This window comes from Paenarthrobacter nitroguajacolicus (genome assembly GCF_051027655.1).
Taxonomy (GTDB): Bacteria; Actinomycetota; Actinomycetes; order Actinomycetales; family Micrococcaceae; genus Arthrobacter; species Arthrobacter nitroguajacolicus.
Window position 1 is genome coordinate 1,739,841 of sequence record NZ_CP073234.1, and the last position, 25,359, is coordinate 1,765,199.

At 62.7% G+C, this 25,359-nt stretch carries 21 protein-coding genes; 15 read left to right on the top strand and 6 right to left on the bottom strand.

Translation table 11 applies throughout. The features are described 5' to 3' along the window. Positions 1-13: 13 nt before the first annotated feature. The 5 genes from KCX59_RS08445 to KCX59_RS08465 all read left to right on the top strand — a co-directional run bounded on the left by KCX59_RS08445 (position 14) and on the right by KCX59_RS08465 (position 4,835). Positions 14-961, top strand: coding sequence for a peptidogalycan biosysnthesis protein (locus KCX59_RS08445; RefSeq protein WP_179018938.1), 948 nt, complete (start codon positions 14-16; stop codon positions 959-961). Beyond that, positions 961-1,653: an HAD family hydrolase gene (locus KCX59_RS08450; RefSeq protein WP_179018936.1), complete on the top strand. Its 693-nt coding sequence runs from the start codon at positions 961-963 to the stop codon at positions 1,651-1,653. The genes KCX59_RS08445 and KCX59_RS08450 overlap by 1 nt, the downstream gene beginning before the upstream one ends. A 104-nt stretch (positions 1,654-1,757) precedes the next feature. Further along, on the top strand, positions 1,758-2,888 hold the full coding sequence (locus KCX59_RS08455; RefSeq protein WP_434122640.1) for an MFS transporter: 1,131 nt from the start codon (positions 1,758-1,760) through the stop codon (positions 2,886-2,888). 22 nt (positions 2,889-2,910) lie between these two features. Beyond that, on the top strand, positions 2,911-3,942 hold the full coding sequence (locus tag KCX59_RS08460) for a hypothetical protein (RefSeq protein ID WP_179018932.1): 1,032 nt from the start codon (positions 2,911-2,913) through the stop codon (positions 3,940-3,942). Continuing rightward, the gene (locus KCX59_RS08465; protein WP_179018930.1) at positions 3,909-4,835 is read left to right on the top strand and encodes a phosphotransferase; all 927 of its coding nucleotides are present in this window, start codon (positions 3,909-3,911) and stop codon (positions 4,833-4,835) included. Before KCX59_RS08460 ends, KCX59_RS08465 begins: the two co-directional genes overlap by 34 nt. Positions 4,836-5,011: 176 nt before the next feature. Here KCX59_RS08465 and KCX59_RS08470 read toward each other — a convergent pair whose 3' ends face one another. After that, the gene (locus KCX59_RS08470) at positions 5,012-5,389 is read right to left on the bottom strand and encodes a hypothetical protein (protein ID WP_179018928.1); all 378 of its coding nucleotides are present in this window, start codon (positions 5,387-5,389) and stop codon (positions 5,012-5,014) included. A 282-nt stretch (positions 5,390-5,671) separates the two neighbouring features. Here KCX59_RS08470 and KCX59_RS08475 point away from each other — a divergent pair, with 282 nt between their 5' ends. Next, the gene (locus KCX59_RS08475) at positions 5,672-6,310 is read left to right on the top strand and encodes a 4'-phosphopantetheinyl transferase family protein (RefSeq protein WP_179018926.1); all 639 of its coding nucleotides are present in this window, start codon (positions 5,672-5,674) and stop codon (positions 6,308-6,310) included. 3 nt (positions 6,311-6,313) lie between these two features. Here KCX59_RS08475 and KCX59_RS08480 read toward each other — a convergent pair whose 3' ends face one another. From KCX59_RS08480 to KCX59_RS08495, 4 genes are all read right to left on the bottom strand, one after another. Continuing rightward, the gene (locus KCX59_RS08480) at positions 6,314-7,648 is read right to left on the bottom strand and encodes a M1 family metallopeptidase (protein ID WP_179018924.1); all 1,335 of its coding nucleotides are present in this window, start codon (positions 7,646-7,648) and stop codon (positions 6,314-6,316) included. An 11-nt stretch (positions 7,649-7,659) separates the two neighbouring features. Then, positions 7,660-11,571: a Pls/PosA family non-ribosomal peptide synthetase gene (locus KCX59_RS08485; RefSeq protein WP_179019386.1), complete on the bottom strand. Its 3,912-nt coding sequence runs from the start codon at positions 11,569-11,571 to the stop codon at positions 7,660-7,662. Between the two features lie 154 nt (positions 11,572-11,725). After that, positions 11,726-12,691: a quinone oxidoreductase family protein gene (locus KCX59_RS08490; RefSeq protein ID WP_178996248.1), complete on the bottom strand. Its 966-nt coding sequence runs from the start codon at positions 12,689-12,691 to the stop codon at positions 11,726-11,728. 85 nt (positions 12,692-12,776) lie between these two features. Continuing rightward, positions 12,777-13,865, bottom strand: a complete 1,089-nt coding sequence (locus KCX59_RS08495) for a fatty acid desaturase family protein (protein WP_178996246.1) — start codon at positions 13,863-13,865, stop codon at positions 12,777-12,779. 167 nt (positions 13,866-14,032) lie between these two features. Between KCX59_RS08495 and argC the strand changes: the two genes are divergently transcribed. From argC to KCX59_RS08540, 9 genes are all read left to right on the top strand, one after another. Further along, positions 14,033-15,064 (top strand): N-acetyl-gamma-glutamyl-phosphate reductase, encoded by a 1,032-nt coding sequence (argC, locus tag KCX59_RS08500; RefSeq protein ID WP_178996244.1) that lies wholly within the window; start codon positions 14,033-14,035, stop codon positions 15,062-15,064. Next, positions 15,061-16,227 (top strand): bifunctional glutamate N-acetyltransferase/amino-acid acetyltransferase ArgJ, encoded by a 1,167-nt coding sequence (gene argJ / locus KCX59_RS08505; protein WP_091466544.1) that lies wholly within the window; start codon positions 15,061-15,063, stop codon positions 16,225-16,227. The genes argC and argJ overlap by 4 nt, the downstream gene beginning before the upstream one ends. A 10-nt stretch (positions 16,228-16,237) precedes the next feature. Beyond that, positions 16,238-17,182, top strand: a complete 945-nt coding sequence (argB, locus tag KCX59_RS08510; RefSeq protein ID WP_091467630.1) for an acetylglutamate kinase — start codon at positions 16,238-16,240, stop codon at positions 17,180-17,182. Next, positions 17,179-18,519, top strand: coding sequence for an acetylornithine transaminase (locus KCX59_RS08515; protein ID WP_218649656.1), 1,341 nt, complete (start codon positions 17,179-17,181; stop codon positions 18,517-18,519). The genes argB and KCX59_RS08515 overlap by 4 nt, the downstream gene beginning before the upstream one ends. Next, a complete protein-coding gene (argF, locus tag KCX59_RS08520) occupies positions 18,516-19,523 on the top strand; it encodes an ornithine carbamoyltransferase (RefSeq protein ID WP_178996242.1) in 1,008 nt (335 codons plus the stop codon). The genes KCX59_RS08515 and argF overlap by 4 nt, the downstream gene beginning before the upstream one ends. Continuing rightward, a complete protein-coding gene (locus KCX59_RS08525) occupies positions 19,523-20,059 on the top strand; it encodes an arginine repressor (protein WP_011774347.1) in 537 nt (178 codons plus the stop codon). Before argF ends, KCX59_RS08525 begins: the two co-directional genes overlap by 1 nt. Positions 20,060-20,130: 71 nt before the next feature. After that, positions 20,131-21,336, top strand: coding sequence for an argininosuccinate synthase (locus KCX59_RS08530; protein WP_091466547.1), 1,206 nt, complete (start codon positions 20,131-20,133; stop codon positions 21,334-21,336). Then, on the top strand, positions 21,333-22,808 hold the full coding sequence (gene argH, locus KCX59_RS08535) for an argininosuccinate lyase (protein ID WP_179018922.1): 1,476 nt from the start codon (positions 21,333-21,335) through the stop codon (positions 22,806-22,808). The genes KCX59_RS08530 and argH overlap by 4 nt, the downstream gene beginning before the upstream one ends. Before the next feature lie 82 nt (positions 22,809-22,890). Beyond that, complete coding sequence (locus tag KCX59_RS08540) at positions 22,891-23,628, top strand: maleylpyruvate isomerase family mycothiol-dependent enzyme (protein ID WP_179018920.1); 738 nt, start codon at positions 22,891-22,893, stop codon at positions 23,626-23,628. A 143-nt stretch (positions 23,629-23,771) separates the two neighbouring features. Here the strand turns inward: KCX59_RS08540 and KCX59_RS08545 are convergent, their stop codons facing one another. Beyond that, the gene (locus tag KCX59_RS08545; RefSeq protein WP_179018918.1) at positions 23,772-25,340 is read right to left on the bottom strand and encodes an AlkA N-terminal domain-containing protein; all 1,569 of its coding nucleotides are present in this window, start codon (positions 25,338-25,340) and stop codon (positions 23,772-23,774) included. Positions 25,341-25,359: the final 19 nt, after the last annotated feature.

The window sequence follows — 25,359 nt, forward strand, 5'->3', positions numbered from 1 at the left end:
CTGGCTCAGCTGCATGTCCGGTCGGATCGGAAGCCGAGAATCCATCGTTGCCGGCGGAGAAGGCGCACTGGTTAGCTACGATCTTGCAAAGCCTTCGGCCTATAAGGCCTTCGATCCAGTCGGTCCTCATGGGAACGACTCCGATTATCCTGCCATTGGGTGCGCAGTTCCCAACGCCTACATGGCCGGTTTTGTAGGCAAGAACCTTGAGGGAGCGTTGGAGTCATGGATTGGCTTCGGTCGGAGGAACTTCCGAACCCGCGGAATGCTCAATGTTGAGATGAGCAGGGCGTCGTTGGTTAAGGCTGCCATGCTGAAAAGTGACCACATCGAGTATCTCTGCGGAGCCCAGGGTGTCCTCGACCTCCCAAATGGAGCAGAACGTTATCTCGAAGGCCTCACGCCTAACCAACGGAGGCGCGTGAGCAAAGAGCTTCGCATATTCGAGACCGCCGGATGCAAAATCCGGGCTGTCGAGGTGACGGAATTTAGTGAGGATTTAGCACAACTTCAGTTGGACACATATGCCAAACATGGTTTCACTGGCGGTTCAGTCGAGCACGTGATGAGAAGTCACTACAAAGCGATCGAAGACTTGGGTGATTCGTACCGAATGCTTCTTGCCACAGCGGTCGATGGCTCACCTATTGGCTTCTTGAGTTTCATCCAAGGCACCTCATCGGCACAGCCTCGTCATCTGGGACTCGTCCAGAACACAACCACCCGTAACGCCCGCCTCTACTTCAACCTGGCGTTCTACTCGCTCATCAGGAATCTCCGTGGTACGAACGTGCGGAGCATCAACTACGGTCCCGAGGCACTCTTGGCCAAACAGCTTCGCGGCTGCCGCATAGAGCCCATGGTGAACTTCATCTCGACGGAGAACCGACTGATCCACGAATACTGGGCCAAACGCGACTCCGCGGTTCGAGCTGAACTCACAGAGCTGGCGGTTCTCTAATGCCTCAAATCACTGTGCTTTTTGATGCCAGCGGAACGCTCGTGACGCCTAGGCGGTCATTTCGTGAACTACTGCTGAGCGGTGGCAGGTGGGATATCGAGAATCCCGAGGCGTCTATTCAACATGCCCTGACAAGCATGGGCACTGACTCACTTTGGCCGGAGGACGAACCGGATCCCGACCTTCGGTTGAAAGGCTGGTATGCCTTCGTGGAAACTGCTATTGCGCGTTCCGGCGGAGTGACGGATTCGACCAGATGCCTCCGTGCCGCGGAATCTATCCTTGATCCGGCCAATTACACGGACTATCCGGATGTTCTTTCGTGTCTAGAGAACCTTAGGACCGACCACCGTGTCCGGGCGATTGGTCTCCTATCCAATTTTGATCCCTGGTTGAGGGAAATACTTGATCTTCTTGGCCTCACTCGTTATTTTGACCATCTTTCGATCAGTGGCGAAACAGGCTACGCGAAACCTGACCCGCAAGCGGTTCTACATGCTGCTGCCGCGTTGGGCAGTGAGCTCAAAGATACTGTTTTGGTGGGGGACTCTATGGTTGTCGATGGTGGCGCTGCTCGTGCCGCAGGGATTCGGCTCATTCTCATTGACCGCACGGGCACTATGAACTACCCCGATGCCACGGTGATTAGCAGCCTTGAGCAACTGCCCGACGTATTGGAGCTCGTGGGATGAAGCCGTGCGAAGCATCTGATAAAGGCACTCCAAGAACATACCGGCGTCGATTCCTCACAAGCAGCGCTATCTCCATTATCGGAGATGGAGCCACTCTGGCCGTAATGGCGTTGGCGACCAGCATCGCTGGCTACACAATTGTGGAGACTGGCTGGATTCTGGCTGCTTCTGCCGTTCCCAAATGCGCAGTGCTGCTTTGGGGAGGCATTGCTGGTGACCGCTACGAGCGTCGAACACTTCTAATTCTCGCCTACCTACTTGCAGGGTTGGCCCAGATCATCTCAGGTGCGATCCTCCTGTTCCAAGGTCCGACTCTGCTCTTGATACTGACTCAAGTCATATTCGGCTCTGCCGTAGCAGTTTCCAGACCAGCAAGCACGGCATATCTACCAAGCGTTACGACGACGGAGGAACTTGCCTCGGCGAACTCCGCCCTGACAACAGCCTCCAGCGTCGCATCGACGGTCGGGCCGTTGATAGGAGCGGTCTTCGTGATGCTGGAGATCGCGCCGTGGGCGCTCGTCGCCGATGGGATCTCCTTCATTGCGGCGTCAGCCCTGCTAAGCGGACTCCCGGCATCGCGAGGGACCATCTCCAAATCGACGTCAACTTGGGCCGCGGTCAGGTCTGGATCCAAGGACCTGTTGGCCGTGCCGTGGCTGGTGTCCGAAATGTGCGCGTCAGCCATTTTGCTTTTCATGGTTACGGGGCCGTTCCTAGTATTGGGGCCGGCAGCGGCCGCAGCACTTGGTACCCCGTCCCTGTGGCCCATTGCCCTGGCAGTTTTTGGGATCGGGCAGATCATGGGTGCGTTGCTGGGGGGACGGGTTCGACATGAGGCTCCGGTACTGAAGTGGGCTTCCTACGGTGTTGCCGCCTTGGCGCTCCCACCAATTTGCTTGATCATGCAATGGCATCCCGCGTGGTTCGTCGTTGCAGAAGCGGCCACTGGAGTTGCCCTTGGCTTCTATACGGTGACCGTTACTACAGCGATGCAGAGAGCTGTGGTCCCTGGCTCCCTGGCGCGGGTAGCTTCGTTGAACGCCTTCATCTCATTCAGCCTCCTTCCCGCCTCTTTCATCATCGCGCCGCTAGTGGCCTCCGCCGTGGGTGTTACCGCTGTGTTTGTTGGATCCGTCGTGGGAACGGTCATTACCATGCTTCTGCTGTTGCTGTCTCCGTCCGTTAGGCGCTACCGGTGGCGACCCACTGAAATCCCAGCCTTGAAGGTTTAGTCATTATTTCGAGAGGAACGCTATGAAATTTGCCAACCCCGATGCAGTCATAGAGCCCGGAGCCGGATCGTCCGTCAACGGGCTGTCAATTGATTGTGCGGCTGAACGGGGGGTTCAGTCCCTCTCCAAAAACGGATACGCCGTTTTCCGGATCGGCCGCCTTCGGTTGGGTCACGACGAAAGCCGTGACGTTGCCGAACAGATCATGCGTGCCCTGGCTTCCTCGATGATTCAAAGTGGGGCGCCAAGTGAGCTCTATGTGGAAGTCGACTTGCCCCAGACAACAATCATGCCTAGCGAGGCTCCCACCCGGAACATGCTCATGCATCATGACGGGCAGCATTCCTCCTACCTGACTCCGAGCAGGGAATTAGTCGAAGATTGGCAAGAGGATGAAAGGGTATTTTCTGCGACAGGGTTCACGACAACCCACACGCATAAGCTCTATCAAGGCATTTTCATCTCCGATCCTGGCCAGGGGCTCAGTGTCACCCCTCACGTGGACTTGGTCCGTGTAGTCATGGACGCAGCGGCCAGACAGGGCTGCATCGGCGTGGAAAGCGCAAGCCGATGGTACGCAGCGAATTTGCGCTCGGCCGTGCGTGAGCGTCCCCTTCACGGAAGTAATTACCCCACTCTCGCCGGCATGCTTGGGGTCGGGACGACGAGTCTCAGGGGGACACCTTTGATTCGTGAAGAAGCACCCGTTCCCTTGGAACACCGGTTGCTTTTTCCGGATCTTGAACCGCTGATTGCCCAGTGCCCATGCGGTCAGTGCTTGGGGGAGACACTAAGGCTTTTCTGTCACGTTGTTTATCAGGGTCTAGGGCTATCGGCTTCTGACTTCAAAGCTGAGTACGAAACTTGTTTGGTTAGTGAGCAGTTCGACCTGCTTGTGACGAATAACATCGGCTCAATGCACGCCGGGAGGGAAGGCGGAAGTTCTCGGGTGCTCCACCCCTTCTACCTGACCGTCCCCAGGCCCGGTGGCGACGCATACGAGCGGTGGTTGCACAATACTTGGGTTTCGTCGGCGGCGGCGGTGCTTCAATGAGCAAGGAGACGCTCTGGCGACCACTTGATATCGCAAAGGCAGCCGCCGCTCGTAGGGGCGCGCATCAGGTGGTTCTCGCGGGTTCCGGAACTGAGTTCCTGTTCTTCATCGCCAACAAAGACGGGCGACAGGAGGGATACCGGATCCCAAAGACTCCGGAATTTAATACCGCAAATAACCGCGGTGTGTCGGCCCGTGACTTGCAGCTCCAAGAGATGGCATTGGCAGACTGGGCCACGAGCAACGGGATACCCAGTGCGGAACCTCTAGATTTCTTCGAGCAGCACGGGTACCCCGTCCTCGTCCTCGAAGTCGTTGAAGACGACGGATCGGTACTGGACTCGTCAGCGCTGGGCGCGGTCATGTCGCGGATGCACGAAAAACCAGTACCTTCACTGGCTCTCGTTGCGCAAAATGGCAGCTCAATTCATTCAAGGATCGTGGAGCGGCTGGTGCAGCGCTACGACGTTTTAGGGGAGGACACCGAACTGCCCTCGCTTCCGCCGAATCGGGAGATGATCGGCAGCTTGGAGAAGTATTTGGGACAGCCTCGGCTAACACACCTGGATCTACGGCGCCAGAATGTGCGCGTCCGGAACGGCCAGCCCGAATCCATTTTTGACTGGAGCAATGCGCTGGTTGCCGCCCCGGAAGTTGAGCTTGCCCGTGTCCAAGAGTATGCGGCTATTGCTGAGAACGGGCTGAACTATGAGGACTTCTGTGCCGGATATGCTCACCAGGACGCAGGGGCCATGAACGACTCGCCGGCGTGGCCAATCCTTAGACTGGACACGGCGGTAATGCTGGCTGTGGTCTTCAGCTCAGTCGCTCCGAACAAGGATTTGCGGACGATGTTTCTCGGAAGGGTCCGAGAGTTGGTTTCGCAATTGTGAGACCGCTGTGCACATCTCCCTACGTGGCGGACTGGGATGAACCGGATCCGAGAATGGAAGCCCCTTCACGCTAGTGTAGGGCGGGGTCCCCGTGGGCGCGTCCCGGGCGAAGACCACCCAACTCATTTATGGCCACATGAGCGAGGTCGTTGTCAGGTCGATGGCAAATACAACCATCACCCTGATGCCGACAGGCCCGGGCTCGTGAATCGGATCGCCGAGCACCTGCGCTTCCCCACGGCGGAGCGGGTCAGCTCGATTTGAAGGTCCCTTGCTGAACGCATCGAGCAGCTTCGAGTCAACGCGATCGAGAACGTCGAGAACTCGCTGTCGTTTCCAAGGAAGCACTCAAGATCGCCCAAAACGTCGTCGCCGCCGATCGGGCGGCGGAAGAGGGTGACGAGGAGACGCTTGTCCGCCTTGTTGACCCCAAGCGCGGGGGGCTCACGCAGATTGTTGAAGAGAACATGCCACCGGGCCGGCACCAGACCGTACCGGCGAACGAGGACCGCGCTCGAACTGACCAACTGAAGCACATACGATTTCGTGAACATGGCCGTGCGCAGGCCTTCCTAGCGGTAAATGTGCTGGAAGGACCGACGCACAGCCGGGTGACGGTCAAGTTGGTGCGTGCGCGCTTCTTCAACCAGCAACTCGGCGTGGAAAGTCGTATGGGAGAACTACAGTAGTGTTCAGAGTTGGTGCTCCACCAGCTCCTCAATATGTGGCGTCCTGCCTCGTGGGGTAGTTCATTTATCAGGTTGTCCTCGCTGCACCTTACAATCTCGGAATCATATGTGGCTGCGACTCACGAGCAAAGTGCAAGGAAGGCCGAGATGGATAGCCCACTGCTTGAGCTGTTCAGGCTTGACAGCGCGCCCGGCCCCGGCGGTCCGTTTGAGGTGCTGGGTGCGCCAGCCTTGGGCCGCGCCTTTCGACTCGCCAATCCTGCAGACCGGGCGGAATTCGTTGCAGGGCGGCTGGCCTTGATGGAGTTTGCCGCCGCGCTCCTCGACGTGGACCCTGCCAGGCTGGTGCCGAACTATCACTGCCCGCAGTGCGGCCCCCGCCAGGACCACGGTCGCCCTGGGCTCATGCTCGACGGCGGTCCGGCACCTTTGGTGCTGAGCGCGTCCCGGGCGTCGGGCTGGGTGCTGCTGGCCGGCGTCGTACATCCAGCGGATGGCCTCCGGCTGGGAGTGGACCTTGAAGCGGTCGGCCAAGCAGCGTTCGAAGGCTTTGACGACGTCGCCCTGACCGCAGCCGAAAAGGAATTCCTGACGTCCATCCCGGAACAAGACCAAGCAACGCAGCGCGCCCGGCTATGGGCGCGCAAAGAAGCCTGGCTGAAAATGACCGGTGAAGGTTTGAGGCGCAATCCCGCGGAGCTGGATGTGCTGGACCGTCCTGGCCTGCGGGACATTACGGGCCCTGAAATTCCTGACGGGCTCGTCGCAGTCCTGGCTATCGGCTGAGGATTACGGAAGCGCGGGCAGCGCGGACTGGTAGAGCCACGGGCTGAGAATCGATGCGGCATCCATCCCGGGGACGAATGAATCTGCAGCCTCTATGAACGTCCCGGTTGAGACCGAACCGTGCCGGTTGGAGGCCGTCCAATGCTGCAGGAAACCGAAGAACGCCTCATCTCCGGCAGCCATCCGCACAGCGTGAAGGGCCAGGGCGCCGCGCTTGTAGACGCGGTCGTCGAACATCAGCTCAGGGCCGGGATCGCCCACCAGCAGGTCCTGTGGCCCGGCGTCGAGCCTTTTCCACGCAGCCGTTGCGCGCGCGGCAACAGTCATGGTCCTGGATTCTTCGGACCACAACCACTCGGCATAACAGGCAAAGCCTTCGTGAAGCCAGATGTCCTTCCAGGTGCTGGCCGTCAGCGAGTTCCCGAACCACTGGTGGGAAAGCTCGTGGGCGATCAGGCGCTGCGAATCCCAAGCGTCACGCATATGGTTACGCCCAAAAATGGAGACCGTCTGGGCTTCCAGCGGAATCTCCAGCTCGTCCTCCGTGACCACCGAGGTGTACTCGGCGAACGGGTACGGGCCGAAACAATCCTCGAAGGTGCGCATCATGTCGGGCTGGCGCCGCAGGCCTTGAAGAGCATCCACGGCCATCTCGGGATTGACCGCGACGAATTGGGGGACTCGGTGATGGGTGGCGTCCACGTGCAGCGGAACCCTGTCATACCGGCCGATCTGCACCGTGGCGAGGTACGTCGCCATGGGCTCAACCTGTTCGTAGACCCAGGTTTCCCGGCTGGACTTGCGGGAGCGGGCCACCAACTTTCCGTTGCACACAGGCCGGTAATTATCGTCCGTGGTCACGGAGATGAGGAAGCTGGATTTGTAGCGGGGATCGTCGTTGCAGGGGAACCAGGACGCCGCGCCGTTTGGTTGTCCGGCCACCAGGACGCCGTCGTTCAGTTCCTCCCAGCCCACTTCGCCCCATAGGCCGCGGCGCGGCTGGGGGTTGCCGTCATAGCGGATCTCCAGCGAGAACTGCTGGCCGGGCTTGAGCGCAGACGCCGGGGTCAGCACGAGGTGCTCTGCCCTTTGACTGAACTTCGGGACCTTCTTGCCGTCCAGCTGAACTTTCGAGGCCCGCAGCCCCACAAGGTCCAGGACAATCCGGGCCGAGGGCTCCAAAGCTGTGCAGTGCAGGACCGCCTTGCCGATCAGCTTGTTGCTGCCCAGCCTGACGTCGAGGTCCAACTCGTACCTGTCCACGCGGTAGGCGCTGCTGCCGTGGTTCATGGCGTAGGGGTCGGCTTCGGTAAGGGGAGTATTGATTGGAGCGGCCATATCCGTCCAATCTACTTGAGGCGCGGCGCTTGTGAGGACGGACCCACCCATGGGCTCACAGGGTTGCCCATCCAGTACGTCCCGGCCGGGACGGTTTCGCCGCGCATCACCAACGACGCCGGCCCCACAGTTCCGCCGTCACCGATGCTCGCCGCGGGGAGGATGACCCCGTGCGGGCCCATGGTGGCGCCGTTGCCAAGTGTCACGGTGCCAAGGCTCATGACACGGTCGTGGAAGAGGTGTGTTTGGACTACGCAGCCACGGTTGACTGTGGAGTTCTCGCCGAGGGTCACGAGGTCGGCTTCGGGGAGCCAATAGCTTTCGCACCACGTTCCGCGTCCGATCTTGGCTCCGAGTCCGCGCAGCCACCACACCAAGGCGGGAGTTCCTGCAGCCGAGCGTGCAAACCACGGCGCGCTCACCATTTCTATGAACGTGTCCACAACCTCGTTGCGCCAAATGAACGAGCTCCACAATGGGTGTTCTCCGGAGCGGATGGTCCCCACAAGCACCCATTTGGCCACGATGGAACTGAGGGCGGCCACAGCCCCAGCTGCCAGCATGACGACGCCTCCCAGGACCGCAGCTATCCAGTAACCCCATCCGCGGGCGATCCAGTCCAGCACCAGCATCACGCTTACGGCGATGGTCACTGTGAGGATGACCGGTATCAGGCGGCACAGTTCCCACAACGCCCGTGCCACCTTCAGTTTGAGGGCCGGGCGGAAAGTTCGGGTTTGGTCAGCATCGACGGCGGTGCGACGCAACCGGACGGGGGGACTGCCCAGCCACGAAGTGCCCGATTTCGCCTTGAGGGGCGTCGCCGAGAGCACCGCGACAAGGGAATTCTTGGGCACGTTTCGTCCTGCAGCCGTCATTCCCGAGTTGCCAAGGAAGGAGCGCTTGCCGATCTTGGCCGGAGCGATCTTCATCCATCCGCCGCCCAACTCGTAGGAGGCCACCATGGTGTCGTCGGCCAGGAAAGCGCCATCGCCGATGGTGGTCATTTTGGGAACCAGCAGCACCGTTGAGGCTTCCACGTTCTTCCCCACTTTCGCTCCGAGGAGCCGAAGCCAGAGGGGCGTGAACAAGCTCGCGTAGATGGGGAAGAGGAGGTCCCGGGCCATGTCCAAGAGGCGTTCCGTGGCCCAAACCTGCCAACCGACGCGGCTGCGCACCCGGTAGTAGCCTTCCTTGAGGCCCAAACCGAGAAGCCTCGCAACAATCAGAATCAACACCAGGTTGCCGAAGAACCACACCATAGCGGCAAGTGGCAGGGCCAGGGCAATCTGCGGAAGCGCCGTTTGCAGCGACTCGTGGCCCTGGATGAAAGCCAAGACCACCAGCGCGCCGGCGAACGCCGAGATGTAGGGGATCAGTGCCAGCAACGCCGAAGCGCTGGCGAAGGCGGAAAACCAGAGCCGATCAACCACGGGACGCCGGCTGACTGTTTCCGGCCACTCGTGCTTGGCCTTGCCACGGCGTTCGGCCGGAGACCCGGCCACGAGATGTCCGGCTTTCACTTTGCCCAGCACGGCCGATCCAGCATCGACGTGGGCACCGGCCCCAATGGTCGCTCCGGGCATCAGGGTGCTTCGTGCTCCCACAACGGCACCAGCTCCCACATGGATTTGTCCGATGTGGACGGAATCCCCGTCCACCCACCAGCCGGAAAGGTCCACTTCGGGCTCAATGTTGGCTCCGCTGCCCAAAGACAACAGGCCGGTGACCGGGGGCAAAGAGTGCAGGTGGACGTCCTTGCCGATCTTGGCACCAAGAGCGCGTGCGTAGTAGGGGACGAAGGGAGCACTGGCCAGGCCTATGGCACCGGAAAGGTCTTGAATTTGCTCGGCCAGCCACAAACGGAGGTGGGTCTTACCGGAACGCGGGTATGTGCCGGGTTGGATCCTGCCAAGCAGCACTTTGGCCGCAACCACGGAGATCGTCATCCGGCCTAAGGGGCTGACAAAGATCAGCCATGATGCCGCAATCCACCACCACGACACAACGGGTGCGGCGGCAGAGCCAGCGACGTCAGCCAGCAGTCTGTTCGCAGCCATGAGGTAGGTCAGCCAGCGCATGCCCACGAGTATGTGGAGCGGGGCGCCCATGAGGACCTGGAAAATTTGCGACTTCAAGGCCGTAGGGCGGACGGTTCGCTCAGCAGCGGGTCCCGGCAAGCCGCCGTGGGGGAGTGATTGCCGGGCGGCGTCGATCAGGGCGCCGACACGGGGCGTGGCATAGATATCAGCCACCGTGATGGTGGGATAGCGGACACGAAGGGCGGAAACAAGTTGGGCTGCAGCCAAAGATCCGCCGCCATAGGCGAAGAAATCGGCGTCCAGTGAACTGACGGGGCTGCCCAGTACCGCCTCCCACTGCTCCACCACCCAGCGGGCGTCATCGGGCAGATTCAGTGGTGCGTTGCCGGCCTCAGTAGCGCCGGCTCCCGCCAGCGGCCAAGGGAGCGCATGACGGTCCACTTTGCCGCTGGTCTTGGTGGGAAGGGAATCCACCACGGTGAGCAAGGGGATCAAAGCAGCCGGGAGGCTCTCGCCCAGCAGGCGCCGTGCTTCGTCCATGGATAATTCATAGCCGTCAACGGGAGCCAGGTAACCTACCAGGATTTGGTTGCCTGCCGCCGTCGTTTGCACCGCAGCAGCCGCGCCGGCGACGCCAGGCAAGGACTGCAGTGCCGCATCCACTTCGCCCAGTTCGATCCGGCGTCCACCCAGCTTGACCTGTTCATCTGCGCGACCCATGAAGATCAGGCCCTCGGCTTCAAATCGCACCAGGTCACCTGAACGGTATGCGCGTTCCCATCCAAGCGTTGTCATAGGGGCATACTTCTCGGCGTCCTTGGCGGGATCGAGGTAGCGGGCCAGCCCCACGCCGCCGATGATCAGTTCACCGATCTCACCTTCTGCGACAGGGACGCCCTGAGGATCGACGACGGCAAGGTCCCACCCATCCAGCGGCAGGCCGATCCGTACGGGGCCGGGTCCGCCCAGCGGAGCGGCACAGGCAACGACGGTTGCCTCCGTAGGCCCGTAGGTGTTCCACACTTCACGACCGTCCACGGCGAGGCGCTCGGCCAACTCAGGCGGGCATGCTTCCCCGCCGAAGATGAGCAAGCGAACATTTTCCAAGGCCTCAGCCGGCCACAGCGCGGCAAGCGTGGGCACAGTTGAAACTACCGTAATGCCGTGGTTGATGAGCCAAGGGCCGAGGTCCATGCCGGTTCGAACAAGCGCCCGTGGTGCGGGTACCAGGCAAGCTCCGTGCCGCCAGGCCAACCACATTTCCTCGCAGGAAGCATCGAAGGCCACAGAAAGGCCGGCGAGTACCCGGTCCTGAGGGCCGATGGGCTCAGCCTGAAGGAAGATACGGGCCTCAGCGTCGACGAACGCTGCTGATGAACGATGCTTGACTGCAACGCCTTTGGGCGTCCCGGTGGACCCGGAGGTGAAGATGATCCAGGAATCGTCGTCCAATCCGGGGATGGCTGGCGGGGAGATGGCTTCCCGAGCCGGACCGGAGAGCTGAATGTCCAGGCCGGCAGCGATGACCGCGCCTACCTTGGCTTCGCCGAACACCAGACGGGCCCGCTCATCGGGGTCGTCCGCGTCCACGGGCACATAGGCGGCGCCGGCCATGAGAATTCCCAGGACGGCGATATAGAGCTCATTGGTGCCTGAGGGGATCCGGACGCCGATTTTGTCTCCCCGGCCAAGCCCCGCGCGGTTCAACTGTGTGGCAAAAGCGCGAACGGCCTTGAGTAACTCGGTGTAGCTCAAGGACTTTTGGCCATCATCCAAGGCCGAGGCCTCGGGGAACGATGACGCGGTCTCTTCCAGGATGTCGACGAGAGTACGCTCGGCGGGTGCGGCAGCGCCTCCCGGTAGCTGGGGACGGTACGTCATCAGGGCAGGCGTAGTGCCAGCCCCAGCGGGATGTTCTGTGCTCACAACCTCAGCTTTCCGCAGAAAGATGAACAAAAGGTGTCTGACGTTTCCCACTCGTCACACTTTGTTGCACCCTTGTTCGCTTTTTGCCCATGTGGAGTTCACAAGGGGTTCAGGGAACCAACAGGACTTTCCCGGTTGTGCGGCGACCTTCAAGGTCCCTATGCGCCTGGGCGGCTTCCGCGAGGGGATACGTTGCGCCCACCCTGACAGCGAGGGTGCCGTTGGCGGCGGCGTCGAAAATTTCGGCTGAGCGCCAGCGGCGTTCCTGGGCGTTCTGAACAAAGTGCGCCATGGTGGGCCTGGTCAGCGTCAGAGAACCTGCGGCGTTTAGACGCTGGGGATCGAAGGGCGGCACCGGGCCGGAGGCTGCGCCGAAGAGCACCATGGCACCGCGGATGCGCAGGCTCTTAAGGGAGTCGTCGAACGTGTCTTTACCAACGCCGTCGTACACCACGTTGACGCCCTCGCCATCGGTGAGTTCACGGACCTTGTCAGCGAAGTCCTCGTACCGGAGCACTTCATCGGCGCCCGCCAGCGTGGAGAGGTCGGCCTTCTCATCGGAGGAGACGGTGGTGATGACGCGGGCGCCGCGGGCCTTCAGCAGTTGTGTCAACAGCAGACCAACGCCACCTGCGCCCGCGTGAAGCAGAACGGTGTGGCCCGGCTCTACCCGGAACGATGAGTTCATCAGGTAATGGGCGGTGATTCCCTGCAGCGGCAGGGCTGCGGCGGTGTGGTCATCGACGCCGGCAGGAACCGGAAGCGCCTTGCTCGCGTCAACGAGGGCGTACTCCGCGTAGGTCCTGGTTCCCTCGGCCGTGGCAACACGGTCGCCGACGGAAAATTCCTCAACGCCCGCTCCGACGGCCTCCACGGTGCCGGCTGCCTCGGCTCCTGGCGTGAACGGGTAGTCCACCTTGTAAGTGCCGCTGCGTTGGTAGGTTTCAATGAAATTGACCCCGGCAGCTGCGACCTTGATCAACAGCTGGCCGGGGCCAGGCGACGGCGTTTCCACGGATACGTACTCGAGGACCTCAGGTCCTCCGGACTGCTTGGCAACGATGGCGTGCGTCATGGTGGCTCCTTAATCCGGGGCGGTCCTTCCGGTGCCCGGTTTCAGAATCCATCCTAGGGAGGTTGGGGCCTCCGGTGTCGAACGCCTAGCGGCGTCCGTGCGTCGACGCGACGGGGCAGTCGAAGCCGCGGCCCGCTGCCAGGCCTACTTCATTGAGATACCTGACCACGATGCCGTATGACTGCATCAGCGTGGTTTCGGTGTACGGGATGGAGTGTTTGGCGCAGAACTCGCGCACGATCTTTGTGGCCTTGTACAAATGGGGGCGAGCCATGTCCGGGAACAGGTGGTGCTCAACCTGACGGTTCAGCCCGCCGAGGAGGAAGTCCATGAAGATGCCACCGGAGATGTTGCGCGAGGTCAGGATCTGGCGGTTGAGGAAGTCCACGCGGCTGTCCTTGGGAAGGACCGGCATGCCCTTGTGGTTCGGGGCGAACGAGGCGCCCATGTAGAAGCCATAAACCATGATCTGTACGCCCAGGAAGGCGAATGCCATGCCGATGGGCAGGAACGTGAAAGCCAGAATCGGAAGGGCGGCCAGCCTGGTCACGAGGATGGGGGTCTCAACCCAGCGGTGGCGCACGTTCTGCTTGCCGAACACGAAGCGTAGGGAGTCGAACTGCAGACTGATGCCAAGGAGCATCAGGAGCGGGAAGAAGAACCAGCCCTGCCTGCGTGTGAGGAACGCGAGGCGGCCCTTGCGCTCTGCTGCTGCCTCTTCGTGGAAGACCAAGGCGTTGTTCCGGATGTCCGGGTCCTTGGAAATGACGTTGGGGTGGTTGTGGTGGGCTCCGTGCTTCTGCTCCCACCAGGAGTAGCTGATGCCGGCCACGCCGGTGGCCAGGAGGCGGGCCGACCAGTCGTTGGCGCGCCGTGAAGCGAAAATCTGCTTGTGACCTGCCTCGTGGGCAAGGAAGCTAAGCTGCGTGCACAGGATGCCAACGGCCGCAGCGATCAGGAGCTGGTACCAGGAATCGCCTATGAGTGCGAAGCCGAGCCAGGTGCCGGCCATGAGCAGCACCAAGGCCACGAAGACCCAGATGTAGAAGCCGCTACGGCGTTCGAGGAGTCCGGCTGACTTGACGCTCTTGAGGAGCTCTGAGTAGCTCTGGACGACGGGATTTGGTTGAATTGCGCGAGCTTTGGGGCGCTCAGCGGTGGACGTGGGTGACATAAATGTGCCCCGTATCGCTAACGGGCAACGCTGCAGCCGACGTTCGGACTGCACGGTCTGGATCACCCTCCACTAAGCATACGTGCAATCCCCCAAATAATGAGACTGCTCACAACTGCATGCATAAATATCGGACAGCATGAATATTCTTGCTGTACAGTAGGATCATGACTATTTCAGTTGCCGTCTCCGGTGCCAGCGGCTACGCCGGGGGAGAAGTGCTGCGCTTGCTGGCAGGCCATCCAAACGTCACCATCGGTGCCATCACCGCGCACAGCAACGCCGGTTCCAGACTAGGGGAGTTGCAGCCGCATCTCCACGGTTTGGCCAGCCGGATTCTGGAAGACACCACCGTGGAGAACCTGTCGGGCCATGACGTCGTGTTCCTTGCCCTGCCGCACGGTGCCTCAGCCGAAATCGCTGCGCAGTTGCCTGAAGGCACCGTAGTTATCGACGCCGGTGCTGACCACCGTTTGCAGGACGCCGCGGCATGGGAAAAGTTTTACGGCTCCGCCCACGCGGGCACCTGGCCATACGGTCTTCCGGAGCTCCCTGGTCAGCGCGAAGCCCTCAAAGGTGCCACGCGCATCGCCGTTCCCGGGTGCTACCCGACGTCGGCCCTGCTCGCCTTGACGCCCGGGTTCGCCAACAACCTCCTCCTGACGGACGACGTCGTGATTGTCTCTGCATCAGGGACCTCAGGCGCGGGCAAGGCTGCCAAAGTCAATTTGATTGGCGCTGAAGTCATGGGTTCCATGAGCCCTTACGGCGTCGGCGGCGGACACCGGCACACGCCTGAGATCGAACAGGGACTGGCCAACGCTGCCGGCGAGCCGGTAACAGTCTCCTTCACGCCAACACTGGTTCCGATGAGCCGCGGCATCCTGACGACGGCGACGGCCAAGGTCGGTCACGGCGTTACTGAAGCCGAACTGCGCCAAGCCTGGACAGACGCCTACGACGACGAACCGTTCGTGCACCTCCTTCCGGAGGGCCAGTGGCCCACCACCAAGTCGGTCCAGGGCTCCAACCACGCCGTAATGCAGTTGGCTTTCGACGCCCACACGGGCCGCGTGATCGTGACATGCGCTATCGACAACCTCACCAAGGGGACCGCCGGCGGAGCCGTGCAGTCCATGAACATTGCCCTCGGCCTGGATGAAACTGCCGGCCTGAACCTGCAGGGAGTTGCACCGTGACCATTACCGCCCCCAAGGGGTTCCGCGCCGCAGGCATCAAAGCCGGCATCAAGGCTTCGGGCAACCCGGACCTGGCCCTTGTAGTCAACGACGGACCGCAAAAGTCCGCCGCCGCCGTCTTTACCTCCAACCGCGTGGCTGCTGCACCGGTCCACTGGTCGCGTCAGGTGGTCAGCGACGGTCGAGTGGATGCCGTGGTCCTGAACTCCGGTGGAGCCAACGCCTGCACCGGTCCACAGGGCTTCCAGAACACCCACGCCACAGCCGAGAAAGTGGCAGGCGTGCTGGGAGTCTCTGCTTCCGACGTCGTGGTCTGCTCAACAGGCCTGATCGGCGAGCAGCTGCCCATGGACAAGATTCTTCCCGGCGTCGAGTCCGCCTTCCGCGAACTGTCGGAAGACGGCGGCTCCGCTGCGGCCACAGCGATCATGACCACGGACAGCGTGTCCAAGGAAGCGGTCTTCACAGGCACCGACGCCGAGGGCAAGCAGTTCACCGTCGGTGGCATCGCCAAGGGTGCCGGCATGTTGGCGCCGGGCCTGGCAACGATGCTTGTGGTCCTTACCACCGACGCCGAGGTTCCTGCGGATGAGCTCGACGTCGTCCTCCGGGACGCCACTCGCGTGACCTTTGATCGGGCGGACTCGGATGGCTGCATGTCCACCAACGACACCGTGGTGCTGTTGGCATCAGGGGCGTCCGAGGCGTTGCCGTCTGCCGAACAGTTGAGCGATGCGGTCACCCAGGTCTGCGCCGAACTGGCACGCAAGCTCATCGGTGACGCCGAGGGCGCCAGCCACGACATCGCTATCCGGACGTTCAACGCCGCCAGCGAACGCGACGCCGAGATCGTCAGCCGCAGTGTTGCCCGCTCCAACCTGTTCAAAGCCGCCATCTTCGGCAAGGACCCTAACTGGGGCCGCGTGCTCTCGGCTGTGGGAACAACTGACGCCATATTCGAGGCGGACCAACTCAACGTCGCAATGAACGGTGTGCAGATCTGCCGCAACGGCGCAATCGGCGAGGACCGCAACCTGGTGGACCTGGAGCCACGCGAAGTGTTGGTCGAAATCGACCTGCAGGCCGGCGATGCCGAGGCCACCATTTGGACCAACGACCTCACGCACGATTACGTGCACGAGAACAGCGCATACTCGAGCTGAGCGGATGACCATGACTGCGCACACCCGCGAAACCACCTCCATGAGTGACGCCCAGGACAAAGCCGGGACACTGATCGAGGCCCTCCCGTGGATCCAGCGTTTCGCCGGTACCACCATGGTGATCAAGTACGGCGGCAACGCGATGGTCAACGACGACCTTCGTCGTGCCTTCGCAGAGGACATTGTGTTCCTCCACCACGTTGGCATCCACCCCGTAGTGGTCCACGGCGGTGGCCCCCAGATCAACTCCATGCTCGGTCGTCTCGGCATCGAGTCCGAGTTCAAGGGCGGCCTGCGCGTCACCACCCCTGAAGCCATGGACGTGGTCCGCATGGTCCTCACGGGCCAAGTCGGTCGCGAACTCGTCGGCCTCATCAACTCCCACGGTCCCTATGCCGTGGGCATGTCCGGCGAAGATGGCGGCTTGTTGCGCGCCGTCCGCACGGGCACTGTTGTTGACGGCGAAGAGGTGGACCTCGGCCTGGTGGGAGAAGTGGTGGGCGTGGATCCTGCCGGAATCAAGGACATTCTCGACGCCGGCCGCATCCCGGTCATCTCAACGGTCGCCCCGGAAATTCTCGACGACGGCAACGGTTCCGGTCCTACGACGGGACAGGTCCTCAACGTCAACGCGGACACTGCAGCTGCCGCCGTCGCATCCGCCTTGGGCGCCACCAAGCTTGTAATCCTGACCGACGTCGAGGGCCTGTACGCCAACTGGCCGGACAAATCGTCGCTGATCTCTTCGCTCACCGCATCGGAACTCCGCGAGATGCTGCCCAAGCTCGAGTCGGGGATGATCCCGAAGATGGCCGCCTGCCTCAAAGCCATCGACGAAGGCGTGGAACGCGCACACATCGTTGACGGCCGCCTCCCGCACTCGATGCTGCTGGAAACCTTTACGACGGCGGGCATCGGCACCCAAGTAGTACCTGACGAGGAAGTGAACGCATGAGCACCGAACTGAGCCATTCGGCCGAAAGCCGCAGCAGCGATGGGGGGCCGGGTGTGGTCGGGCACCGCGAAGCGGGCGGGGCCCCTATCGCTGCTGAGGCTGCCGCAACCACGCTCGTTTCCCAGAGCTCAGGCGCTGACTGGCTTGCCCGTTACTCGTCGTCCCTCATGGGTGTCTTTGGCACCCCGCAGCGAGTACTGGTTCGCGGCGCAGGCTGCCTCGTGTGGGACGCCGACGGCAAGGAATACCTGGACCTCCTGGGCGGCATCGCTGTGAACGCTCTGGGTCACGCGCACCCCTTCGTCACGTCAGTGATCTCCAGCCAGTTGGCCACGCTCGGGCACGTCTCGAACTTCTTCACGAGTCCCACGCAAATTGCTTTGGCTGAAAAGCTCCTCGCCCTCACCAAGGCTCCGGCGGGGTCCAAGGTCTTTTTTGCCAACTCCGGTACTGAGGCCAACGAGGCAGCGTTCAAGCTGGCACGACGGAACAACTCCGATGGAAAGCGCACCAAGGTCATCGCCCTGGCGGGCGCCTTCCACGGCCGAACCATGGGTGCCTTGGCGCTCACGGCCAAGGAGGCCTACCGTGCACCCTTCGAACCATTGCCCGGTGGCGTGGTTCACATCCCGTTCGGCGACATCGAAGCCTTGCGTGCCGCCGTCGACGATTCCACAGCGGCCGTCTTCCTGGAACCCATCCAAGGCGAAGCGGGCGTCCGCCCACTCAGCGCCGAATACCTGCAGGCAGCCCGCGAGGTGACCACCGCAGCGGGCGCCCTGCTGATCTTGGACGAGGTCCAGACAGGCATCGGCCGCACCGGTAAATGGCTGGCCAGCGAAGACGCCGGAATTGTTCCCGACGCCGTGACCCTCGCCAAGGGACTCGGCGGCGGTTTTCCTGTGGGTGCCTTGGTCACGTTCGGAAGTACGACGTCGGCCCTGCTCACCGCCGGGCAGCACGGCACCACTTTCGGTGGGAACCCAGTGGCTACGGCCGCCGCTTTGGCCACGCTGCACGCCATCGAAAGCCAAGGTGTGCTGCAGAACGTGGTCACTGTCGGCAACCACCTTCGTGAGGGACTGGCCGCCATCGAGGCTGTCACTGAAGTCCGCGGCGAGGGTCTGTTGATTGGCTTCGATGTGAATGCCGACATCGCACCTGCCATGGTTACCGCAGCTTTGGATGCCGGCTTCATCATCAACAGCCCGGGACCGAGGACTATCCGCCTTGCGCCGCCGCTGATCCTGACCATCGATCAAGCGGACCGCTTCCTGGATGCATTACCCACCCTGATCGCTACGGCTACAGCCAACACCGCTAAGGACGCACAGTGACTACTACCAACACCACCCGTCACTTCCTCAAGGACACGGACCTGAGTCCCGCCGAGCAAGCTGAGGTTTTGGAACTCGCCGCACGGATGAAGGCAGCGCCGTACAGCGTGCAGCCTTTCGCCGCCGAGGGCAACGGCCGTAAGACGGTGGCCGTGATCTTTGACAAGACCTCCACCCGCACGCGTGTTTCTTTCGCCACCGGCATCGCGGACATGGGCGGCAACGCACTGATCATCAACCCGGGTGAAGCCCAGATCGGCCACAAGGAATCCGTGGAGGATACGGCGAAGGTCCTGGAGCGCATGGTGTCCACCATCGTATGGCGGACAGGTGCCCACTCGGGCCTGGTGGCCATGGCGGAAAACTCCAAGGTCCCCGTCATCAACGCCTTGTGCGACGACTACCACCCCTGCCAGCTCCTGGCCGACCTCCTGGCCGTCAAGGAGCACAAGGGTGAACTCGCCGGCTTGAGCATGGCCTATCTGGGTGACTCCGCCAACAACATGGCCAATTCCTACCTCCTTGCCGGTGTGACGGCCGGAATGCATGTGCGCATTTCCGGCCCCGAAGGCTATCTTCCGGCGCCGGAGATCGTGGCGGCCGCCGAGGAACGTGCGGCCGAGACAGGCGGCTCAGTGCTCATCACCAGCGATGCTGCAGAAGCCCTCAAGGGCGCCGACGTCGTAGCAACGGACACGTGGGTATCCATGGGCCAGGAAGCCGAAAAGGAAGCCCGGTTGCAGCTCTTCCGCGACTACTCCGTGGATGAGGCCGCCATGGCGCAGGCCGCGCCGGACGCCGTCGTGCTTCACTGCCTCCCGGCCTACCGCGGCTACGAAATTTCCGCCGGAGTGATCGACGGCCCGCAGTCGATTGTCTGGGACGAGGCGGAGAACCGCCTGCACGCCCAGAAGGCATTGATGGCCTGGCTGATGCACCGCTCCGGGCTTGCTTTCGTGGATGGTCTTTCTCCCATCGAAGGAACCGGGGAGAGCACGTTCTAGTGTCCACCAATCCTTCCGTGCCGGGCGCCAGCCCAGCCACAAAGACTGCCCGCCAGGCGCGTATCACCGCGATCCTGACGGGTGAGTCCGTGCGTTCACAAGCAGAGCTTGCAGCCCTGCTGGCGGACGACGGCGTCCAGGTCACCCAGGCCACCCTGTCCCGCGACCTCGTGGAACTGGGTGCGGTACGGGTCCGGGGCAAGGAAGGCGCACTTGTTTACGCTGTCCCGGGGGAGGGCGGGGACCGCAACGCCAAGAGCGGCGTCACCCAGGAAATCCTGGATGCGCGGCTGACGCGGCTTTGCGGCGAACTCCTGGTGACAGCTGAGGCATCGGGCAACATCGTGGTCCTCCGCACCCCACCGGGAGCAGCCAACTTCCTGGCCCTGGCCGTTGATCACTCCGTGATGCCGTCGGTATTGGGTACGATCGCAGGCGACGACACTTTGCTGCTGGTCGCACGGGATCCCGATGGCGGGGCGGAACTGGCAGCGCGTTTCCTGCGCATGGCCGAAGAAGCCGGGCCTGGCAACTAATTGATCTTCTTCAGCATTGATTCACACAGCATTGATTCGAATGAACCAAGCAATAACAAAGGAGCACTCTCGTGACTGAGCGCATTGTTCTGGCCTACTCCGGTGGCCTTGATACTTCCGTAGCCATCGGCTGGATCGGTGAAGCCACCGGCGCCGAGGTCATCGCCGTGGCCGTCGACGTCGGACAGGGCGGCGAGTCGCTGGAGACCATTCGCCAGCGCGCCCTCGGTTGCGGCGCGGTTGAGGCTTACGTGGCCGACGCCCGTGACGAGTTCGCCAACGAGTACGCCATGCCCACCCTGAAGGCCAACGCCCTCTACCAGGGCCACTACCCGCTGGTCTCCGCCATCTCCCGTCCGGTCATCGTGAAGCACCTCGTGAAGGCTGCCCGCGAATTCGGTGCCACCACCGTTGCCCACGGCTGCACCGGCAAGGGCAACGACCAGGTCCGTTTCGAAGTTGGCATCCAGACCCTCGGCCCGGACCTGAAGTGCATTGCACCCGTCCGCGACCTCGCCCTGACCCGCGACAAGGCCATCGCCTTCGCCGAGGAAAAGGGACTGCCGATCGAGACAACCAAGAAGAACCCGTACTCGATCGACCAGAACGTCTGGGGACGCGCCGTCGAGACCGGTTACCTCGAGGACATCTGGAACGCTCCTACCAAGGACATCTACGACTACACCGCCACCCCGGAATTCCCGCCGGCGCCCGATGAGGTCACCATCTCCTTCCAGGCCGGTGTTCCGGTAGCGATCGACGGCGTAAAGGTCACCCCGCTGCAGGCCATCCAGGAGCTGAACCGCCGTGCAGGCGCTCAGGGCGTTGGCCGCATCGACGTCGTTGAAGACCGCCTCGTCGGCATCAAGTCCCGCGAAATCTATGAAGCCCCGGGTGCCATGGCGCTGATCACCGCGCACAAGCACCTCGAGGACATCACCATCGAGCGCGAGCAGGCCCGCTTCAAGGCAACTGTTGGCCAGCGCTGGGCAGAGCTGGTCTACGACGGACAGTGGTTCTCCCCGCTCAAGCGCTCCCTGGACGCCTTCATCGAAGACACGCAGCAGTACGTTTCCGGCGACATCCGCATGGTCCTCCACGGTGGCCAGGCAATCGTCAACGGTCGCCGCTCCGAGACCTCGCTGTACGACTTCGACCTCGCCACCTACGACACCGGCGATACCTTCGACCAGTCCATGGCACGCGGTTTCATCGAGCTGTGGGGCATGTCCTCCAAGGTTGCCTCCGGCCGCGACCTGCGCGTCGCAGGCGAGTGAGTCCGCAGCAGGGCCCCGGGACGCAGGGGTCCCCGGCCGAGCGTAGCGAGGTAGGGGAGCGTTCAGGGACGAACGAAGGTGCACTGTGGGGCGGCCGGTTCGCCGGCGGCCCCGCGGATGCGCTGGCCGCACTGAGCAAGTCCACGCACTTTGACTGGCGGCTGGCCCGCTATGACATCGCCGGTTCCAAGGCGCACGCCCGCGTGCTGGCCAAGGCCGGACTGTTGGACGACGCCGAGCTCGAAGGCATGCTCGCCGCCCTCAACCAGCTGGACGAGGACGTCGCGAGCGGCGCCTACCTCCCGGCTGAGAGCGACGAGGATGTGCACGGTTCACTTGAACGTGGCCTGATCGAGCGCGCAGGAACCCACTTGGGCGGCAAGCTCCGCGCCGGCCGTTCCCGCAACGATCAGGTTGCCACCTTGGGCCGCATGTTCCTCCGCGACCACGCCCGGATTATCGCCAGCGGTGTCCTTGCCACCATCGACGCCCTTGTGGAGCAGGCAAAGGCCCACCGGGGTGTTGCCATGCCGGGCCGGACACACTTGCAGCATGCCCAGCCGGTGTTGCTGAGCCACCACCTTCTGGCGCATGCCTGGGCACTGCTTCGCGATGTGCAGCGACTCCAGGACTGGGACAAGCGCGCCGGTGTTTCGCCCTATGGTTCGGGTGCGCTGGCTGGTTCCTCCCTGGGACTGGACCCCGAGGCTGTTGCCGCGGACCTTGGTTTCTTCTCGGCGGTCCACAACTCGATCGATGGCACCGCCTCACGCGATGTTTTCGCTGAGTTCGCCTGGGTGTGTTCCATGATTGGCGTGGACCTCTCCCGGATCTCCGAGGAAGTCATCTTCTGGGCAACCAAGGAGTTCTCCTTCGTCACGCTGCATGATTCGTACTCCACGGGGTCCTCGATCATGCCGCAGAAGAAGAACCCGGACGTCGCTGAGCTCGCCCGCGGCAAGGCAGGACGCCTTATCGGGAACCTGACCGGGCTGCTCGCAACCCTGAAGGGACTGCCGCTTGCGTACAACCGCGACCTGCAGGAGGACAAGGAACCGGTCTTCGACGCCGCCGATACCTTGGAGCTGCTGCTTCCGGCCGTGTCCGGCATGATCGCCACGCTAAGGTTCAACACCGAGCGCATGGAATCCCTGGCTCCCCAAGGCTTCGCGTTGGCCACGGACATTGCTGAGTGGCTTGTCCGCCAGGGCGTTCCGTTCCGTGAGGCCCATGAGCTGTCCGGTGCTGCCGTCAAGCAAGCTGAAGGCCGCGGCGTGGAGCTGTGGGACCTGACGGACGAGGAATACGCAGCAATCTCGGGACACCTCACTCCCGAGGTCCGCAGCGTTCTGAGCACCGAAGGTTCGCTCAACAGCCGCAACTCGCAGGGCGGCACAGCACCGGCCGCCGTCGAACGCCAATTGGCTGCCCTTGAAGCGGAACTGGACGCAGCGCGTTCCTACGCCAGCTAGACCACTCGGGACGGCACGTCGCGGCCATGCCTTCGGGCAGGGCAACGCGAGGTGCCGTCCCGCGGTGCGTTAACATGGCGCTATGACTCAGATCACCCCCGAGACGTTGCCCGCAGAGCTTCACAAAGCCGCCGGCACCGTCACCCGCCTCCTCGCCAAACTGGACGACTCATCCGTCGCTGAACCGTCAGAGCTTCCAGGCTGGACCCGGGGTCACGTGCTTGCCCACCTTGCCGGAATCGCGAACGCCATGGCTCGGCAACTTGAGTACGCGCGCCGCGGCGAAACGAGGGAACTGTACGACGGCGGCATGGACGGCCGTAACAAGGCCATCGCACTCGCTGCAGGGCACAGCCTCGCGCAGCACACGGAGGCCGTCACCACCGCCTTGGATGCGGCGATTGCCGCGTTCGAGGCCTTGGGCCCGGAGGACTGGCAGGCGCGTATCGCGTACCGGGACGGCACAGTGTTCGACGGCGGCCTGGCCCTGTGGCGCGAACTCACCATTCATGCTGCCGACCTTGGCTTGGGTTACGGTCCGGAGACGTGGAACAGGCCTTTCTGCGAACATCTGATCGGCTTCCTTGCCGCTCGCGTTCCTGACTCGTACAAATTCGTTCTGCAGCCCACAGGTCTGCCTCAGAGGACGATCGGCAGCGGCGGCACCTCCATCGCGATTACCGGCATGCTGACCGACATCGCCGCGTGGCTAGCGGGCCGCGAGCCAAGCCTTGGGAGCCTCAGGGCTACTGCAGCCGCTGACGGAGTGGACCTGCCGGAGCTGCTGCCGTGGCCGGCCGCGCAGCCGGCGGCCCGCTGACACACGGTCGCCCGCTCACTTCCCTCGGGTTTGAGCCGGTCGCTCGCTCACGTCCCTCGGGTTTGAGCCGGTCGCTCGCTCACTTCCCTCGGGTTTGAGCCGGTAGCTCGCTCACTTCCCTCGGGTTTGAGCCGGTCGCTCGCTCACTTCCCTCGGGCTTGAGTCGGTCGCTCGCTCACTTCCCTCGGGTTTGAGCCGGTCGCTCGCTCACTTTCAGGGAGCAATCTGCTCTTGGTCTTCACGGTCGCTGCCCTCCACAAGTGCATGGTGGCGTACGAACGCCACGGGCTGACCTCCCTGAAGTCCGCGCTGAGTCCAAGGCCTGCGGGCAGCACCTTCACGCCGTTCCTCACTGCCGCGTCGTTGGCCAGGAACACATCCGGAGCGCCAAGCACCCGCATGGCAACGTACCCCACGGTCCACGGCCCAACGCCTGGTAACGGAAGCAGTTTGCTGCCGAGGCTGGCCGGATCGTCGCCGTAGCCGAAGTCGAGTTCCCCGCTGGCCATGGCCTCGGAGGCGGCCACGATGGAGTCGATGCGGCGCTGTGGTCCTCGGAGTAAGGCACGTCCGTGTTCGGCGAGTTCTGCCGCTGTAGGAAATAGTCGATCAAGGTCTGGCGCAGCGCCATCGACGGCGGATCCGGCCGCAGACAACTGGGTAAGGGCAGTTCGGGCAGCAGCGACGGTGATCTGCTGTCCGATCATTGCCCGGATGAGCAATTCCTGGGGATCCACAGCACCCGGCACGCGCATCCCCGGGAGCGCGGCGATGCTAGCCGTAAGCCTCGGATCCGCTGCCAAGGCGCTATCTATCGCCTGCGGATCGGCGTCCAGGTCGAATAGCCTGCGGACCCGGCTCAACAGTGCCGGGAGGTCGTGCAGGTCCACGGCCGTGGCTGTGAGTTGCAAGGGTTTGCCGGGTGTTGAGGGGCTGTAGGTAACCGAAAAGGATGCGCTGCCTCGGGGGAGCCGCAGCGTGCGGGCGTAGCTCCTGCTTCCGTCGCCGTCAGTCGTTGCTTTTTCGATGGCTGGTATCGCACGAACTGCCAGGAAGTCGAAAATGCCCGGATCGAAGGGGTCCCTGTAAGGCAGGTTCAGAGTCAGCGCGGATGGCGCCGGCCCAAGTGCCCCGGTACCTTGGCGAGAAGCGGACTTCGTCCCGGTGGCACGCACCGCCGTCGGGGTCATTGCGAACACCTCGCCAATGGTGTCGTTGAATTGCCGCACGCTGTTGAACCCCGAGGCGAACGCAACGTCGGCCAGGAGCATGTCGGTGGAGACCAGCAAGGTCCTGGCGGTCTGCGCCCTGCTTGCCCGTGCCAGTGAGAGGGGACCCGCGCCGAGTTCGTTGCTGAGGATGCGGTTGAGTTGCCGCGCGGAGTAGCCCAGGCGGTTCGCGAGGCCGTCGACGCCTTCGCGAGTGATCACGCCGTCGTTAATCAATCTCATCGCGCGGCCCGCAATATCGGAACGGGTGTTCCACGCGGGCGTTCCGGGCACAGCTTCGGGCAGGCACCGCTTGCAGGCGCGATACCCGGCCTCATGGGCGGCCGCAGAGGTTTCGTAGAAGGTGACGTTCTCAGCCTTGGGCGTTCGGGCAGGGCACGACGGCCGGCAGTAAATGCCCGTGGAGCTGACGGCAGTGAAGAATTGACCATCAAACCGGGTGTCGCGGGCGTCGATCGCCCGGTATCGCTGCCAGAAGTCCATGGCTTCATCCTTCCAGTCG

Excerpts from the sequence above, each read along its gene's own strand:
- KCX59_RS08455 (WP_434122640.1), top strand. The coding sequence starts at position 1,758 with ATGGCGTTGGCGACCAGCATCGCTGGCTACACAATTGTGGAGACTGGC.
- KCX59_RS08495 (WP_178996246.1), bottom strand. The coding sequence starts at position 13,865 with ATGTCACCCACGTCCACCGCTGAGCGCCCCAAAGCTCGCGCAATTCAA.
- KCX59_RS08480 (WP_179018924.1), bottom strand. The coding sequence starts at position 7,648 with ATGGCCGCTCCAATCAATACTCCCCTTACCGAAGCCGACCCCTACGCC.
- argB (WP_091467630.1), top strand. The coding sequence starts at position 16,238 with ATGACTGCGCACACCCGCGAAACCACCTCCATGAGTGACGCCCAGGAC.
- KCX59_RS08490 (WP_178996248.1), bottom strand. The coding sequence starts at position 12,691 with ATGACGCACGCCATCGTTGCCAAGCAGTCCGGAGGACCTGAGGTCCTC.
- KCX59_RS08470 (WP_179018928.1), bottom strand. The coding sequence starts at position 5,389 with ATGTTCACGAAATCGTATGTGCTTCAGTTGGTCAGTTCGAGCGCGGTC.
- KCX59_RS08475 (WP_179018926.1), top strand. The coding sequence starts at position 5,672 with ATGGATAGCCCACTGCTTGAGCTGTTCAGGCTTGACAGCGCGCCCGGC.
- KCX59_RS08445 (WP_179018938.1), top strand. The coding sequence starts at position 14 with ATGTCCGGTCGGATCGGAAGCCGAGAATCCATCGTTGCCGGCGGAGAA.
- KCX59_RS08485 (WP_179019386.1), bottom strand. The coding sequence starts at position 11,571 with ATGACGTACCGTCCCCAGCTACCGGGAGGCGCTGCCGCACCCGCCGAG.
- KCX59_RS08450 (WP_179018936.1), top strand. The coding sequence starts at position 961 with ATGCCTCAAATCACTGTGCTTTTTGATGCCAGCGGAACGCTCGTGACG.
- KCX59_RS08515 (WP_218649656.1), top strand. The coding sequence starts at position 17,179 with ATGAGCACCGAACTGAGCCATTCGGCCGAAAGCCGCAGCAGCGATGGG.
- KCX59_RS08545 (WP_179018918.1), bottom strand. The coding sequence starts at position 25,340 with ATGGACTTCTGGCAGCGATACCGGGCGATCGACGCCCGCGACACCCGG.
- KCX59_RS08540 (WP_179018920.1), top strand. The coding sequence starts at position 22,891 with ATGACTCAGATCACCCCCGAGACGTTGCCCGCAGAGCTTCACAAAGCC.
- argC (WP_178996244.1), top strand. The coding sequence starts at position 14,033 with ATGACTATTTCAGTTGCCGTCTCCGGTGCCAGCGGCTACGCCGGGGGA.
- KCX59_RS08460 (WP_179018932.1), top strand. The coding sequence starts at position 2,911 with ATGAAATTTGCCAACCCCGATGCAGTCATAGAGCCCGGAGCCGGATCG.